18 protein-coding genes and 1 riboswitch are annotated in these 15,740 nt (G+C 58.0%); of the genes, 14 read left to right on the top strand and 4 right to left on the bottom strand.

From position 1 onward, the window contains the following. The first annotated feature begins 47 nt into the window (after positions 1-47). From ACXAH8_RS18520 to petA, 6 genes are all read left to right on the top strand, one after another. Positions 48-398 (top strand): hypothetical protein, encoded by a 351-nt coding sequence (locus tag ACXAH8_RS18520; RefSeq protein ID WP_475220186.1) that lies wholly within the window; start codon positions 48-50, stop codon positions 396-398. Then, positions 346-1,098 carry a YncE family protein gene (locus ACXAH8_RS18525; protein WP_475220187.1) on the top strand — a complete coding sequence of 251 codons (753 nt, stop codon included), beginning with the start codon at positions 346-348 and terminating at the stop codon, positions 1,096-1,098. The genes ACXAH8_RS18520 and ACXAH8_RS18525 overlap by 53 nt, the downstream gene beginning before the upstream one ends. Positions 1,099-1,230: 132 nt before the next feature. After that, positions 1,231-3,516, top strand: coding sequence for a copper-transporting P-type ATPase (locus ACXAH8_RS18530; protein WP_170418025.1), 2,286 nt, complete (start codon positions 1,231-1,233; stop codon positions 3,514-3,516). Continuing rightward, a complete protein-coding gene (locus tag ACXAH8_RS18535; protein ID WP_255612171.1) occupies positions 3,513-4,847 on the top strand; it encodes an APC family permease in 1,335 nt (444 codons plus the stop codon). The genes ACXAH8_RS18530 and ACXAH8_RS18535 overlap by 4 nt, the downstream gene beginning before the upstream one ends. After that, a complete protein-coding gene (locus ACXAH8_RS18540) occupies positions 4,844-5,122 on the top strand; it encodes a DUF2933 domain-containing protein (protein WP_170417934.1) in 279 nt (92 codons plus the stop codon). Before ACXAH8_RS18535 ends, ACXAH8_RS18540 begins: the two co-directional genes overlap by 4 nt. A 325-nt stretch (positions 5,123-5,447) precedes the next feature. After that, positions 5,448-5,996, top strand: coding sequence for a ubiquinol-cytochrome c reductase iron-sulfur subunit (gene petA, locus ACXAH8_RS18545; RefSeq protein ID WP_050605700.1), 549 nt, complete (start codon positions 5,448-5,450; stop codon positions 5,994-5,996). Between the two features lie 292 nt (positions 5,997-6,288). On the opposite strand, the gene ACXAH8_RS18550 is transcribed toward petA, so the two are convergent. Both ACXAH8_RS18550 and ACXAH8_RS18555 read right to left on the bottom strand, forming a co-directional pair. Beyond that, entirely contained in the window at positions 6,289-7,539 is a 1,251-nt protein-coding gene (locus ACXAH8_RS18550) for an MFS transporter (RefSeq protein WP_170417937.1), read from the bottom strand. After that, positions 7,526-8,554, bottom strand: a complete 1,029-nt coding sequence (locus tag ACXAH8_RS18555; RefSeq protein WP_475220188.1) for a lysylphosphatidylglycerol synthase domain-containing protein — start codon at positions 8,552-8,554, stop codon at positions 7,526-7,528. The genes ACXAH8_RS18550 and ACXAH8_RS18555 overlap by 14 nt, the downstream gene beginning before the upstream one ends. An 89-nt stretch (positions 8,555-8,643) precedes the next feature. Here ACXAH8_RS18555 and ACXAH8_RS18560 point away from each other — a divergent pair, with 89 nt between their 5' ends. Together ACXAH8_RS18560 and ACXAH8_RS18565 are read left to right on the top strand one after the other, a co-directional pair. Next, positions 8,644-9,057, top strand: a complete 414-nt coding sequence (locus ACXAH8_RS18560; protein WP_170417943.1) for a heavy metal-responsive transcriptional regulator — start codon at positions 8,644-8,646, stop codon at positions 9,055-9,057. 284 nt (positions 9,058-9,341) lie between these two features. After that, positions 9,342-9,818, top strand: coding sequence for a DUF411 domain-containing protein (locus tag ACXAH8_RS18565; RefSeq protein WP_170417950.1), 477 nt, complete (start codon positions 9,342-9,344; stop codon positions 9,816-9,818). A gap of 211 nt (positions 9,819-10,029) precedes the next feature. Here ACXAH8_RS18565 and ACXAH8_RS18570 read toward each other — a convergent pair whose 3' ends face one another. Both ACXAH8_RS18570 and ACXAH8_RS18575 read right to left on the bottom strand, forming a co-directional pair. Next, entirely contained in the window at positions 10,030-10,248 is a 219-nt protein-coding gene (locus ACXAH8_RS18570; RefSeq protein WP_237215937.1) for a GDCCVxC domain-containing (seleno)protein, read from the bottom strand. Between the two features lie 4 nt (positions 10,249-10,252). Then, positions 10,253-10,684, bottom strand: a complete 432-nt coding sequence (locus tag ACXAH8_RS18575) for a hypothetical protein (protein ID WP_475220189.1) — start codon at positions 10,682-10,684, stop codon at positions 10,253-10,255. A 37-nt stretch (positions 10,685-10,721) separates the two neighbouring features. Here ACXAH8_RS18575 and ACXAH8_RS18580 point away from each other — a divergent pair, with 37 nt between their 5' ends. From ACXAH8_RS18580 to ACXAH8_RS18605, 6 genes are all read left to right on the top strand, one after another. Next, entirely contained in the window at positions 10,722-11,138 is a 417-nt protein-coding gene (locus tag ACXAH8_RS18580; RefSeq protein WP_170634682.1) for a MerR family transcriptional regulator, read from the top strand. Between the two features lie 348 nt (positions 11,139-11,486). Next, positions 11,487-12,110 (top strand): transglutaminase-like cysteine peptidase, encoded by a 624-nt coding sequence (locus ACXAH8_RS18585; RefSeq protein ID WP_247748073.1) that lies wholly within the window; start codon positions 11,487-11,489, stop codon positions 12,108-12,110. A 1,145-nt stretch (positions 12,111-13,255) separates the two neighbouring features. Continuing rightward, positions 13,256-13,591 carry a DUF1636 family protein gene (locus ACXAH8_RS18590; RefSeq protein WP_170634680.1) on the top strand — a complete coding sequence of 112 codons (336 nt, stop codon included), beginning with the start codon at positions 13,256-13,258 and terminating at the stop codon, positions 13,589-13,591. Between the two features lie 181 nt (positions 13,592-13,772). After that, positions 13,773-13,988: riboswitch (cobalamin riboswitch) on the top strand. A gap of 34 nt (positions 13,989-14,022) precedes the next feature. Next, complete coding sequence (locus ACXAH8_RS18595; protein WP_170481539.1) at positions 14,023-14,193, top strand: CbtB domain-containing protein; 171 nt, start codon at positions 14,023-14,025, stop codon at positions 14,191-14,193. A gap of 4 nt (positions 14,194-14,197) precedes the next feature. Then, a complete protein-coding gene (locus ACXAH8_RS18600; RefSeq protein ID WP_170634742.1) occupies positions 14,198-14,896 on the top strand; it encodes a CbtA family protein in 699 nt (232 codons plus the stop codon). Between the two features lie 64 nt (positions 14,897-14,960). After that, positions 14,961-15,464, top strand: coding sequence for a hypothetical protein (locus tag ACXAH8_RS18605; protein WP_170634678.1), 504 nt, complete (start codon positions 14,961-14,963; stop codon positions 15,462-15,464). The last annotated feature ends 276 nt before the right edge of the window (positions 15,465-15,740 follow it).

Genomic DNA, 15,740 nt, shown 5'->3' on the forward strand with positions numbered 1-15,740 from the left:
CACGTGCCCGCCAATGCGCGCGTTTCAGTTGACGAAAGGAAACCTAAATGACCCTGTTCAATCTGGCCGCAGGCCTGTCCGTCGCAGCTTTGACTGCGCCTTCGCTCACGCTGGCGGCAACCGTGTTCATTCCCGAAGGCAGCGCGGACTCGGTTCTGGTGATCGACTCCGAAACCGGCAAGACCGTCGAGCGGCTGCCGAGGCTCGTGGCGGTCCATGGGCTGGCCGGCGCGCCCGGCTTTAAGTACCTGGTCGCGGGCAGCTACGCAGAAACCGAGGCCACAACGCCACCAAAACCCGAAGGTATGTCCAAGGATGAACACGCTGCGCACCACGCCAAGCGCGATGTCACTGCGTTGCCCAAAGATCAAGGGGCGGAGCCTGCTGACGATCCTTGATGCGGAAACACGCGAGGTCGTCCGCCAGATCGAGGTTCCAGGTGCGGTGCATCACACTGCGGTGTCGCCCGACGGGCGGTTCGCGGTGGCGACCCATCCGGGCGGTGACGGTATTTCGATCGTCGATCTCGATAAGCTCAGCTTCCTTGGTTTCGTAGCAACCGGGCCAATGCCCAACTATGCGGTATTCGCGCCTGACGGCGACAGGGTCTATGTCACCAATACCGGCAATGGTACACTTAGCGAAGTGGATGTCGTCAAAGGCTTCGTCGTACGCAACATGCCCGTCGGCGAAGGCCCTGAGCATCTTGTACTTAACGCCACCGGCAGCGCCGCCTTCGTAGCCGACAGTGATGGTGGCAAGGCCTTCCGCGTAGATCTTGCCAGCGGTTCTGTCACCGAAACCTATGACATTGGAGGCGAGTTGCACGGGATCGGCCTGTCCGACCGCGAGGGCGTACTGTTCGTGGCCGCCAAAGGCACCGACCGGTTGTTGTCGATTGATCTTGCTACGGGCAAACAGCGCTCGACCAACCTGTCACCGGCACCTTATCACCTGACGACCATACCGAACTCAGGCAAAGTGATGGTATCAAGCCGAACCGAACCGAAGGTCTGGATCGTCGATCAAGTCAGCCTGACGGCTATTACCGAAATGCCGATACTGGGTGAGGGCCACCAGATGGTTGTTCTGCCCTGAAGGACTGTGCCCGGCATTGCGTAATTAAACGGCTCTACGACCAAAGCTTAAACCAGGGAGCAGAACATGACAGAAGACCACGACATCAGAATCCACGCGAACGGCCCGACCGAGGTCGCTTACGTCTGCCCCATGCATTCTGACGTGCGTCAATCTGGGCCCGGCGACTGTCCCAAATGCGGGATGCACCTTGTGCCCGAGGGCGAGGTGGATGCGCATGCGCATCACCACCATTCCGCGCATCATGGCGCGACGGACGAGAACGGTGAATATGACATCGTTCCGACAGGCTATGACGGACCCGTATATACCTGCCCGATGCATCCGCAGGTGCGGCAAACCCATCCCGGGTCCTGTCCACTCTGCGGCATGGGGTTGGAGCTGGAAAGCGCGGCGATGGTGGACGAGGGGCCGAACCCGGAACTGGTGGATTTCACCCGGCGCCTATGGGTAGGTGCGATTCTGACGCTTCCACTTTTGGTTTTCACGATGGGCCCCTACGTTGGGCTGTCTGGTGTGCGAGAGATTTTTGGTGAGCGAACAACCCTATGGATTGAACTGATACTTGGCACTCCGGTTGTTCTTTGGTGCGGTTGGCCATTTCTGGAACGAGGGTGGAATTCGTTTCGCACCATGAACCTGAACATGTTCTCGTTGATTGCCATGGGGGTTTCGGCCGCGTGGCTGTTCAGCGTTGTCGCCGTATTGATGCCCCACATATTTCCGGACGGTTTTCGAGATTCAGAAGGCCATGTTGGGGTCTATTTCGAAGCGGCCGCAGTTATCGTTACACTTGTTCTGCTCGGGCAGGTGATGGAACTGCGGGCACGCGAAGGCACAGGAAAGGCAATCCGCGCTTTGCTGGACATGGCCGCAAAGACCGCCCGCATTATCCGCCCTGACAGCAGTGAAGAGGAAATTCCGCTTGAAGAAGTACAGGTAGGTGACCGCCTTCGCGTACGCCCCGGCGACAAGGTGCCAGTAGACGGCATTGTACTCGAAGGGCGCTCATCTGTTGACGAAAGCATGATCTCTGGCGAACCGGTTCCGGTCGAAAAGGTACAAGGCGAGCCGGTCACAGGGGCCACAATCAACGGCACCGGTAGCCTTGTGATCGAAGCAACCCGAGTGGGCTCTGACACAATGCTGTCCCAGATTGTCGAAATGGTGGCCAACGCGCAACGCTCGCGCGCACCAATTCAGAAATACGCTGACAAAGTGGCGGGCTGGTTTGTACCGGCGGTCATAAGTATAGCTGCGCTGGCCTTTATTGCATGGGCAATTTGGGGACCGGCTCCGGCGCTCTCCTACGCCTTGATCGCAGCGGTGTCGGTACTGATCATAGCTTGCCCGTGCGCGCTTGGCCTGGCCACTCCGATGTCGATCATGACGGCCACGGGGCGCGGGGCGCAGGCCGGAGTGCTGATCAAAAATGCCGAAGCGCTGGAGCGGTTCGAGAAGATCGATACTTTGATCGTCGACAAAACTGGCACGCTGACCATGGGCAAGCCAAAGCTTGTGGCTGTATTACCCGAACCTGGCCATGACGAGGTCGAGGTGCTGCGGCTGGCCGCAACGCTGGAGAAGGGCTCGGAGCACCCGTTAGCTGAGGCAATCGTCACAGGAGCCGAGGAACGTGGCGTAGCCCTGTCCGACGCCAGTGACTTCGAGGCGGTGACTGGTAAAGGCGTGAAAGGCACGGTGGATGGCCGCCCCGTCGCGCTCGGCAATCTGAAACTGGTCACCGATCTCGGACTCGAGGCGGCCGAACTGACGGCCAAGGCCAATGCGCGTCGGGATGACGGCGAAACGGTGATGTTCGTGATGCTTGATGGTTCAGTGGCGGGGTTGGTCTGCGTCGCCGACCCGGTCAAGGAAACAACACCAGCCGCACTCAAGGCGCTGCACGAACTGGGTTTCCGGATCATCATGGCGACTGGCGACAACGAACGCACTGCAAAGGCGGTGGCCGAACGTCTGGGTATCGATGAGATTCGAGCCGACGTACTGCCCGAGGACAAGGCCCGCATAATTCGCGAACTGCAGGAGAAAGGCGCAAAGGTCGCCATGGCGGGTGACGGAGTGAACGACGCACCCGCGTTAGCGCAGTCCGATGTGGGCATCGCCATGGGGACCGGTGCCGACGTGGCGATCGAAAGTGCAGGCTTCACGCTGGTCAACGGAAGCCTTGATGGCATCGTGCGCGCCCGTAGGCTGGCCCGCGCTACCATGCGCAATATCCGGCAAAACCTATTCTTTGCCCTGATCTACAACGCCTCGGGCGTTCCGGTGGCGGCGGGTCTTCTGTTCCCGCTTTTCGGCATCCTGATCAGCCCGATGTTTGCGGCCTTCGCTATGAGTGCTTCATCGATTTCAGTGGTGTTGAATGCGCTGCGATTGCGGGGGGCGAAGATTTGAGCACGCACGAGCATAGTACCCACGGCGCCAGTGGCGCGCTGAAGCCCGGATCAATCTCGCTGACCGGAGCCGTCGCCATGGGGACCGGCGTGATGATTGGCGCTGGGATCTTTGCACTTACCGGACAGATCGCCGGGCTGGCGGGGCCATGGTTTCCGCTGTCCTTCGTGGTCGGGGCCGTGGTGACGGTTTTCAGCGCCTATACCTATATCGCCATGTCCAACGCCTGGCCCTCATCAGGCGGCATCGCCATGATCCTGACCAAGGCATATGGGCCCGGGGCGGTTGCGGCGGCGGCCTCGCTGCTGATGGCACTGTCGATGGTGATCAACGAAAGCCTCGTCGCGCGTACTTTCGCGACCTATGCGCTCCGCCCGTTCAACATCGAGAGCGGACCGCTGGTGTCTTTGGTCGCTGTTGCGCTGATCGTCTTTGCCTATGCGGTGAACCGGTCGGGCAACCGGTCGGTGGGGTTGTGGTCGATCATCATGTCGGCGCTCAAGATAGGCGGGATCGCAATATTCGGCATCGCCGCACTTTGGGCTGCGGGCGGAACCTGGCAGGTTCAGGGCTCGGAACCGGCCGCGCCGCTGGGGTTCGTCGCCTCGGTAGCCCTGTCGATCCTCGCCTTCAAGGGCTTTACCACCATCACCAACAGCGGGGCCGAGATCGTCGACCCGCACCGCAATGTCGGGCGCACCATCATGATCTCGATCGCGATCTGCGCGGTGGTCTACCTGCTGGTCGCCCTTGCCGTCGGTGTCAGCCTGCCGCCCGAGCAAATCCGCGCGGCGCAGGACTATGCCCTGGCCGAGGCTGCCAGGCCGGTGCTGGGGCAGGGCGGGTTCTACCTGACCGTGGCGCTGGCGATGGTGGCGACGGCCTCGGGGCTGATCGCCAGCGTTTTCGCTGTGTCCCGGATGCTGGCGATGCTGACCGACATGAAGATGATCCCGCACAGCCATTTCGGCATGACGGGCAGCATCCAGTCTCACACGCTGATCTACACGGTCGTGATTGCGGGCCTGCTTGCGGTGTTGTTCGACCTGTCTCGCATCGCCTCGTTGGGGGCGTTCTTTTACCTGGTGATGGACATGGCGGTGCATTGGGGTGTCTGGCGACGCTTGCGCGGTCAGATCAAAGCCCGTGGATGGGTCTTGCTGACCGCCCTGGCGCTGGACTGCGTAGTCCTGACCGCGTTCACAATACTCAAGCTGCGCTCCGACCCGATGATCGTAGTATATGCCGTTGCTGGCATCGGCTTGGTCTTCGTCTATGAGCGCATCTTTCTCAAACAATGGATCATCGAAAAGGAGACAAATCAGCTATGACCCAATCAAATTTCGACGAAACCCGCGCCACACAGGAGACGACCGAAAGGGTCAGCTCTGACGTAACGGCCGAAGCGCCCAAAACCGAAGATCAGACGGCCAACGGTGCCAAGCGTAATTGGCTCCCGGTTGTCATTGCGATCGCGTTGGGCGCCGCTGTTCTGGGCTGGGAATACCGCGAGACACTCTATCCTTTGCTCAGTTCTCCGTTGCTGTTCTTGCTGGTCTGCGTGGGCATGCATTTCTTAATGCATCGCGGCCACGGCAAACACTGAGAACGGCGCCCTGTATGGCTGGCGGCTTTGCGGCAAGAACACTGCGCAACAAGGAGCAGCAACGGCCAACTGATCAGAACAAATTTGTAACCCAATAAGGAAGGGAAATTGCCATGTTAGCAAATCCAATTCGGAGAGCAGCAACTGAACTGCACCTGACGGCCGGTGCACTAACTGTAAAGGCATTGCACGGTGACACCGACGAAGATCACTCTGATGAATAGGGAATGGGGCATCGCGGTGAAGAAGAGGACCAAGGCGACTGATCCACCTCGTCCGAGTCCTATCATTCGATGAACCCGTCCTGACGCACAGGAGGAACAATATGTCTGAATTTTCTGAAAGACAGGCACCTTCAGAGCCTGAAACTCGGCGCGATTTCTTATACTTCGTCACCGGCGGTGCCGCCATCGTGGCCACGGGCGCGGCGGTCTGGCCACTTGTTAACAGCATGAACCCCAGTGCAGACATCTCCGCCCAAGCCGTTGTCGACATAGATCTTGAAGGTGTCGGACCAGGAACGAGGATCACTGTTAAATGGAAAGGCAAGCCGATCTTTATCGACCACCGGACTAAAGAGCGGATCGCGCTGGCGATAGCAGAAGACGATGCACCAATGATCGACCCGCAACCTGACGCCGAGCGCGTACAGCGACCGGAATGGCTGGTAGTTATTGGCGTTTGCACCCATCTGGGATGCATACCACTCGGGCAGGGCGGCAGCGAACCCACCGGAGACTGGGACGGTTGGTTCTGTCCGTGTCACGGTTCACATTACGACACGTCTGGCAGAATTCGGAAAGGCCCCGCGCCCCGCAACCTCGATCTGCCCCCTTACGAGTTCGTCACCGACACACGGGTCAAAATTGGGTGACGGCGCGGTGAACTTTGTTCAGAGGCGCGTGCCTCACCAAGTTCGTTTGTCAGTCCTCGAATATCCCTCGATCAGCGCCGCGATGCTATGTGGCGGAATTCGACATGTACCCCGCTTTCTGGAGTTTTCGAGAAGAGACCTCGCCGTCATGTTCTGAACGGAACAATTCTAATCGCTGCGCTCAACGTTTTCTGCTTCGCCCATGTTTAGACATGCCATCTTGCCTTTTGACAGGATCGCATCTGAATTGCGGGTTGAGAGGAAACGCTTTGGTCCTGAACAAGGTGCTATTTCAACCCCGTGTCAGCCGCGCGGCGATCGCGACCTGTCCCAGCGCGGCCAGGATCGCAGCGATGAACACGGCTTCGATGGCGATCATGCTGACCACCACACCGCCCACAAGCGGCGCCAGCGCCGCCGGGGCCGCAAAGCTGTTGAACCACGCGGAATAGGCCGGGCGGCGGTCGTCGGGCGAGATCTCCAGCAAATAGCCGAGATAGCCGATGGTCACCCCGTTCATCATCGCGCCGATCAGGAAGAACAGCACCGCGAAACCGGTCAGCCCCGAACCCGTGACCACAAGCAGCAAAACCAGCACCGGAGGTCCGAGACGCACCAGTGCCACTATCCCCAGCAGGCGCAATTTGCCCGCCTGGTCTCCGATGTGGCCCCAGAGCGGATTCGAGGCCAGCGCGCCGACAGTCTGCGCCGCCAACAGCGTTCCGACATCCGCCGCCCCGAGGCCGCTGCGGCTGGCGGCAACGACATAGAACGGCAACGCCATCAGCGTCGCTGCACCAAGCCATTGGAAGATCAGGAACAGCCGGAACCGGTGGTCCTGCCGCAGCGTCGAGAAACCTTCGCGCAGAAATCCAGACAGATTGGCAGGACGGTCCCGTGGCGCCCTTGCAGCGGTAGCGGGCTCACCCGCGGAGACAAAAAGCGTCGCAGAGACGATCATCAGCACCGCGCCGAGCCAGAAGATCAGCGCATAGGCCCTGAGCGGCGGCATCACGTCGAGCGCGTGTCGCAGAAAGCCCGCCACCAGAACCGCCAGAACACCGCCGCCGAAAAAGCGCCAGGCCAACATCCGGCTGCGGCGCTCGGACGGGATCGCCCGGCCGACGATGTCGTTGTAGGGCACCGCGACCACGCCGCTGACAAAGGCATAGACCGTCCACAATCCCAGCATCCCGAGCGCCAGCGGAACCGGAGGCCAATCGACCTGAGGCCAGTCGGCCCCCCACCACAGAAGAATACCGATCATCGCGACCGTGATCGCCCGCCCATAGGCACCAAGGGCGTAGAACGGCATCCGCCGATCGGTGCGCTCGGCGAGGTAGCCCACCGCGAACTGGGGCAGCAGCCAGCCAAGACGCAGGACCGTGCTGGCATAGCCCACGGCCAGCGCGCTACCGGTCAGCATATGCACCAGACTGGCCACCACCGTCGCGCTGTCCACCGCCGCCGACCCGCCCTGAAACACCGCACCAGCACCGGCGATGCGCCAAAATCTCGTGTCTTCGGGATTACGCCTTGCCATTCGCCGCCTCTGCCTCCGCCCGGGCGCGGCGGATGTCGATGCCGCTCTGCCACAACACCGTCAGGCCGATCCCGACCACCAGAAGGATCGTCAGCACATAGTTGAACAGGATCATCAGAAGGGCGGTTTCGTCCGGAACGCCAAGCACCTTGAGCGCGAACCCCGCCCCAAAGACAAAGCTCGCCGGGATGCGCACGAAACGACCCAGAACCATGGCGAACCCGGCAAACACCATCAGGAACAGGTAATCCCACGCGCTCAGCACCACGCCAACCGCCAGCCCGGCCCACAGGAAATGGGTTGTCGCCACCAGCTTACCCGCAATGGCTGCGGCAATGGCGGCGACGCGGCGGGCCCGTGCCTGTGGCCAGACGATCCCTTCACCGAGCGCGGTGCGCAGATACGCGCCATCGGCCCCGATGCGGGCGGCAGCCCAGTCGAAGAGTCGGCAGACCAGAGGGTCCTCGCTCAGAAGTGACGCGCGGAACCGGAACAGAACCCAAAGCAGGCTGCCGAAAAGCATCAGGTTCAACAGGCCCGCAACGCTCAATCCCAGCCGCAGGTCACCCTCGATCTGTGGAATCTGGCCGGCGGCGGCCACCGCTCCGGCAAAAAGGGCGAAAACGACGCCGTCGAGGAACCGGGTGATGATCGCGGTTGCAAGCACGGTCGCCATCTTCAAGCGGTCGAGCCGGGCAACCAGCCAGGCCCGGACCAGCGGGCTGATGCCGAGCGGGACAAGGACATTTGCGCCATAACCTGCCAGTAGCGCCCCCGTCAGCCGCAGGGTGCCGACGGGTTTCACGTCGAACAGGATCTGCCGCCACTTCCAGCCGCTCATCAGCTGCTCCAGCAGGATGGTGGCGGCAAGAATCGCGATCCAGAACATGTTGGCTCCGCGCAGGCCCTGCAGAAACAGCGCAAAATCGAGGCTGCCGTAGAGCGCAAACACCAGATAGAGCGCCAGGGCGGAGCCGAATATCGGCAGCAGCCACCGTTTCAGGAAGGTCCGCATTTGACATCCTCGCAACTACCAAGACCTCAATGTTTTAACCTCCGTATCATGATACGGTGTCAAGATGACGGTGACGGAGGGAGACCGCGATGCAACCACTCAAGATCGGCCAGGCCGCGCGCGAGACCGGGATAGGCGTCGAGACGATCAGATTTTATGAAAAGAAGGGCCTTGTCACTCAGCCGCCGCGCCCAATTGACGGCGGCGCGCGGGACTATGGTGGTGACACGCTTTGGCGGCTGAAATTCATATCCGGCGCTAAGAAGCTCGGATTTTCGCTGGCAGAAATCGCGGAAATTTTGGAGTTGCGCACGGCACCAAATACCGAGTGCGTCGCGATGCAGGCCAGAGCGCGCAAAAAGCGGGACGAAATTCAGGAACGGATCGAAGGGCTTGCACGGTTGAGGAACAATCTGGACGAGCTGATCGCGGCGTGTCCGGGGCGTGGTGGAATTCAGAACTGTTCGATCGTGGGCGCCATAGAACGCAGCAGTGAGAAATAGGCGCAATTCCGGCCTTGAACGGAGGGTAGCGGCGTTGCTTGCGAACCGGGTTATTGCCAAGCAGGACCCAGAACGGCAGGTGCAGCGAAAAAAGGAGAGCGAGGGTTCCGCTTCCGAGCAGAGTTTGCGCCAGATCATTGTGAGAAATCCCTGCGTCGCCCAGAAAGCCATATCTGATGAGTGTCGGAGGGTGACGGACAAGTCGGCCCTGTAAATGCGGTCCAGCTTTTATCCTACCGGTGCGATTTTATATCGGTTTAAGACAAGTTTACCCAAGAGGGAACATGACAATGAATAACCTGAGCCGCCGCCGCTTGATGCAAGGAGCCGCGGCAATTGCGTGCAGCGCGGCGCTTCCCGCCTTCGCGAAAACCGGTCCCTCAATCCATGTCCTGAAGGATCCGAATTGTGGGTGCTGCGGATCGTGGATCAAAATCATGCGGGCGGAAGGTTTTGAAGTAGGCGTGGAAAACAGTGCTTGGGAGGCCTTGAACGCTTACAAAACCGCCAATGGGATTCCGGAGGGCATGATGTCATGCCACACGGGTCGCGTGGAGGGCTACATGATCGAAGGACACGTCCCATCCGCTGACATTCGGCGCCTGCTGGGCGAACGCCCGAATGCTGTCGGACTGTCGGTTCCGGGAATGCCTTTCGGCTCACCGGGCATGGGGCCGGAAAGTGAACGCGAAGCCTTCGACGTCTTTCTGATCCGCAAGGATGGAACCACAGAGGTGTTCGCCAGCTACCCGGCCGCATAATTTCCCGATGGCGCTGGCAAGATCCTGACAAACACGGCGCTCGCTTCTGCTGCCTGGTTTACGTGACATTCTTCACGGCAAACCAGTTGATCCGTGACTTCACGCCTGCCTTGTCCTACCGGGCAAGTTCCAGCCTACGGTGAAAAAATACCTGCGTCCGCAAAGCCTGATGACCGGCTTTGCGGACAAAACCGACATCCCGGTCGCCGTATCAACCGCAGCATTTGTCGCCCGCCTGAATTGGCGGGCATGGGGCCGATCCGTAGGAACAGTAGACGCAGCAATCGCCGGGAAGTGGCTTCAGGACTTTTCCGCAAGATGTGCATTCGTAGAACCACTGGCACGCGTCTGTTGGCATCGTTTCAGGCCTTGAATGTCCACATTCCGGGCAGATGATCGTGCTGACAAGGTTCGGGTGCTTTTCACTCATGGCGTCACATCAAGGTTATCAGGAAATCATTTATTCGGATTTCGTTGAGTACGATAACCCAAGCGATGGTCGTTAACGCAAAACTGCCTGTCAGCCACCATTTGAGGCGGTCGAGTGAACCATGGCGGTACGCGACGATGCCAGAGAGAAACAGCAGGGCCGTCGAACCGCCGAGCACGTAATAACTCGCGGCGGCAATCTTGCCAAATACGGCCAGCCAGCCCCCTCCCAAGCCAAGTAAAATCAAGGCCATCGGCAAGATGCAGCAGGTCGCAACGCCAAATGCGGTAAACGATCCAAGAAAACTCGCCCCTACAAACTTGCTCATAGTCTGCTTTCTCCGACTTTGACGATCTTGAGCGGAAGCCGGTTCGGCTTCCTCGATTTTTGCTTCGTGCGGTTTGCGAAATTCGACATCATGACCGACAATATGCATCCTGTAGTGGCTACAGGTTCAAGGGAAAGGTCATCACATGATTGCGATTGGCGAAGTGGCGAGATTGACCGGCCTGTCGGTCGAGACGATCCGCTACTACGAACGGGAAGGCATAGTCGAGAAAACCGGTCGAACCGCCTCGGGGCGCCGCGCTTACACGGAACGGGAAATATCCGAGCTCAGATTCATCAAACGCTGCCGCGATCTTGGCTTCACTATTCAGGATGCATGCGCACTTCGCGAATTGTCCAAAGCGCCGGAGCAAGCCTGTCGTGACGCCGAAGACGTCGCAACAAAACATCTCGACAAGGTCAGGTCAAAGATCGCCGCTCTCCAACGGCTGGAGCAAGCATTGGTAGAACTTGTGCAGACCTGTACTGAAGGAGCAGCATGCCCCCTGCTAACGGCGTTGCTCAACGAGCCTGTCGTCAAAGATGTCATTAGCGGTCACTAATTGCAGCGCCCGGAAAAACCGAAACTGCCTGTCTCAGTTTGGGGAGGAGCGGCTTCATTGTCCCAGTATTTCGTAACCTTAAGCGATGACGGCCGATCTGTGTTGTATTTTTGTTGAATGAGAGAATTGCGATCAGCTTACCCTCTAGTTCGCGCTGTTAGCTATGCCGGACTGGTGATGGCGTGGATGCTCTGATGCTGTCAACTAAGGAAGAAATACCAAAGAATCTGCAAATTTTTGCCGCTTTACCCCTAGAGGCTAAGAAGCAGTTGCAATGCCTCAAGGCACATGAAGGCTTGGAATAAAATACATTGGCCCCGGAAGTTTGGATACCTTCGAGGAACGAGCATGGAGAAGGCAGATATGACAAATCCCACGTTAGTTCAGAGAATGTTATCGAAAAACCTGCTGGGTTATCTCCCAATGATCTGTTTTATATGCAGCTTTTTTGTGTCTGCCGCTACATTACAAGCCTCTGAGCTTCCCTCGATCGGTCTTGACAGAAAGATTGAAGCGCCATCCGGTGCCAAAACACTATGCAAAGATTACTCTTGGGCGTGCGCGAGCGCTCGTAGTTCTGGTCTGTCCGTGGCACAAGAAAATCAGATCGTTAAAACGATCAACACGCGCGTCAATCGGAGAATCCGTGCCGTTTCGGATCAAAGCCAATACGGGACAAAGGAATACTGGACACTGCCGACGCAAGGGTCAGGAGATTGCGAAGACTTCGCTTTGCAAAAGAAGTTTGAACTTGTGCAGAACGGTGTGGATCCTACGAAGCTACTAATCGCGACCGTCTTGGACACCAATCGCAATGGCCATGCTGTTCTAGTCTATCGCTCGAGTGAAGGCGATTTGGTTCTGGACAATGTTACCAACAGGATCAAAACGTGGAAGGAAACAAGGTATCTTTTCCTACGAATACAGGACCCGATTCACCCTGATCGTTGGGTACAGGTTTCTAGCGGCTAAACCATTGGGTAGACATTGGTTGCCTCTCGCAATTGATGTCACGACCTGCATTGTTCTGGGCGCATAGTTGAGTTTCGATGCTCAGTCCGACTCGTCCATCTGCTTGTGTTTGCACCATTGCGTGTGAACGAATTCGATCCGCGCGCCAGATATCTCGGAGGTGTCGTATTGGCCTACTGTTGGGATTCCGCAAGCCATACACGTAGACAATGGGCGCGTTTCCGCAGCGAAACCTTCCATTTGACCCGCTCAGATTGGAGTATCTCCGTCAAGTAAAGGCCACCGGGTCGAGCGCGTTACGGCGAAGATATCGAACGCCTGATTAGGACGACCATGGAGGCCGTTCATCTACTTTAGGGAAGAACGCAATTATCCCCCAAGGATAAGGGGAAATGCGACGGCTCCGGCACTGCGTCGATGACATTGGAGGAGTTCGAAGACTGGCTGCACCCGGAGATATGCCGTTATCACAACACCCATCACACCGGGTTGCGGCGAGAACCGATGGCGGCATGGGCGATCCTCGGTTGTAGTGACGCAGACAGAAAAGTTGTTAATGCCGAGGCGTTTCGCATCAGCGTACTTCCTTTTGAATGTCGTCGGTTGTCGCTACGCATTCAGTCCCATGATCGGTCGTGGTAACCGAAAGGTAACCATCAAGCACGAACCCCGCTATATGTCCCGGATCTAGACTGTAATTGACGATAGAACGAACCTAGTTACGCGCAACAAGAACCTGTCGCGTCTCGGAATTCGCCTTGGGAGGCGCGGTGCGCGCGGACCTGAAAATAGGCGTGTCATGGCGAGCCGATCCCGGAGGCAATGCTGTTTCAGATTATTGAAGAACAAAGATGTTTCGCGTGAGCTGTTTCCACTTCATCGCCTACCACCTGCTTCAGCTCAGTCTCACGTAGAAACTTAAAAATTTTTTCGTCTGATGGTTGCTTCTTCGCCCTGCCAAATCCCCGTCTCGCACTCGGTGTATTTGCAAAGTTTTCGAGGGCTAGGGCTCATGTGTCCTTCCTGCCTGAGTATGGACTCTTTTCCAGACTTAGAGTCAAAACACGTATTGAAACTGAGCTAACAACCGACCAGCAAATATGAAATCTCAGATGGAAGTTCTCGATCAAGGATCAGCCTGACGCATGTGCCTACCTAACCTCACGCTTTGCAGAACCTGCCGCGACGCGGATTCCACCCTTTATGATCAATTAGCCGCAACGCTGGAGGCATCGGGGGTGCAAGCCGAGTTGCAGCAAGTGGATTGCATGTCCGGTTGTCACCGACCACAGACGTTGGCGGTGCGACAAAGCGGCAAGACCGCCTATCTTTTCGGTGAGGTTACGGTTGTCGATCTTCCGGACATAATGATCTTCATGCGGATGTATGAGGACAGTACTGACGGCGACTTCGCTGACGCCAGGAAGCTAGGTAAGCTACGTTTCAAGGCGATTGCACGTATACCGGCACAAAAAAGATAGCCAACATGCAACTTGCCGACCAAAGCTCCGGTGTCGAGTTTTCAGCTTACAGTTTGTGTTTTTCGACTTAGCCTTCTGCACTGAACGGCTAAAATCTAAACCAAGCCTGCCATTACCTAAGATTGACCGCTGCAGAATACTATGATGTCGCTTTCGTACTTGACGGAACAAAGCACTATGGAACAATAAAGGCTTCTACGGTGTCCAAAGGTGCCTACGCACTGGGACTGAAACGGGAATGAGGACGGTGCACCAAACTACCGCACTGAAGCCTTGACCGCCCCCGCGACTGTGAGCGGCGAGCGGCCTTCCAATACCACTGGCGTAATGGCGCTGGGAAGGGGGAAGTCTGCTGTGACCTGCGAGTCAGGAGACCGGCCGTAGGATGGACACAACATATGCCGTCGGGTGTGACGGCGAGGAGGATTAAAATGACGACAAAAACGATCAAGGCATCCGCCGCTGGCGCATCCTTTCTGCCTGCAGTATTCGCCGTGGTTCTGGGTCTAGGGATCATTACCGTGACTGGCCATGTTCAGGCTTCTGGCCTGCATGACGCGGCTCATGATGTGCGCCACGCAACTGGCTTCCCCTGCCACTAAAACAATGTTCAGTCGTATTCTGACCAGCGGCTTGTTCGCTGGTGCAGCAGCGGGGCTGATTGCCGCCCTTCTGCAGTTGTATTTCGTGCAGCCAGTGCTACTTCACGCCGAGCTCTATGAGGGCGGCGACCTGGTGCATTTTGGCGCTGATCCCGTAACTGCGCATCCCGACCTGCCCGGCATGTTCGCCGAGCCGATGCGCGATGGTCTCAGCATTATCTTCACCATGCTTACCTACACCGGCTATGCGCTAGTCCTGGCGGCGCTGATGTCAGTAGCCGAACGTCAGGGGCATGAGATCAACGGCCGCACCGGCCTGCTTTGGGGTCTTGCGGGCTTTGTCGCCTTCCACTTTGCTCCTGGCTTGTCACTGGCTCCAGAAGTTCCCGGCGTAGCGGCAGCAGATGTGGGAGTGCGTCAGATCTGGTGGACGGTCACCGTTGCCGCAGCCGGCGTAGCCATGTGGCTGATTGCCTTTGGAGGTAACCTGGTAAGCTACCTGATTGCGGCCGTGCTGCTAATGGTACCGCATATTATCGGGGCCCCTGAGCCTGAGAGTTTCTCTGGGCCGGTTCCGACCGAGATCGGGGCGCTTTTTGCTGCCCGGGCCTTCGGCATCGGCATGGCCGCCTGGGCACTCTTAGGCAGTTTCACCGGCCACTTCTGGCAGACAGAAGGCAAGCGCGCAGGCGCTGCAGTCTGATCGCGCTCCTCCATTGCTACCCCGCTGGTTACACCGGCGGGTTTTTTTTATTGAGGATGACAAGATGTCCCGTTCTCTTGCTCTCTTTGCCATCGGACTTGTCTTTGGCGGCGGTGCTGGCTTTGTGATTGCCGCCAGCAGCGGTAGCACCTTTGAGAGCCATGACCATACTGACCCGGCCCAACACGGCGGCAACATGGAGATGGCAGCGCACGACCACTCCGCTGCCACTAATCTGCCTGCCGACAGCGACGCCCCCAGTGTGGCGATCCAGATGATTAAGGATCCTATGGCGGGCTGGAATCTGCGTGTGACACCGCAGAACTTTCGCTTTGCTCCGGAAAATGCCTCCACGGCTGACGTTCCAGGCGAAGGTCACGCGCATGTTTATATCAACGGCGAAAAGCTGGGCCGCCTTTATGCCAATTGGTTACACCTTCCGTCGCTCCCCGATGGCGATGTTGAAGTAAAAGTTTCTCTCAATGGCAACAGCCACAGCCCTCTGATGGTTGAGGGTGTGCCCGTGGAGGCCAAAGTGACCGTGCAGCCTGACGGCGATGACTCCTGATTGACATTCCTGGCTGAGAAGACAACTACGCGGATTCAGCGGGTCTAAGCGGCAAGTACAGCGTGCGCGCGGGTTTTTGCCGCTCTGTATCCAAGGACAGATAAGCTGTTGCAAAGCCGCGCCGAATTCCCGTCTTGTTCCTTTGGCTTGCATCGTCGGAAACCGAAAACATGAAGCAACTACAATGGGCATTTCGGTTCTTTCCATTGCTTTTTTGACCCAGTCCAAAGCAAACTCGATCAAATCAGAGTTCACGCCACCGCGCACCTGATCGAC

The sequence above is a fragment of the Ruegeria sp. ABV3_008 genome (genome assembly GCF_056161185.1).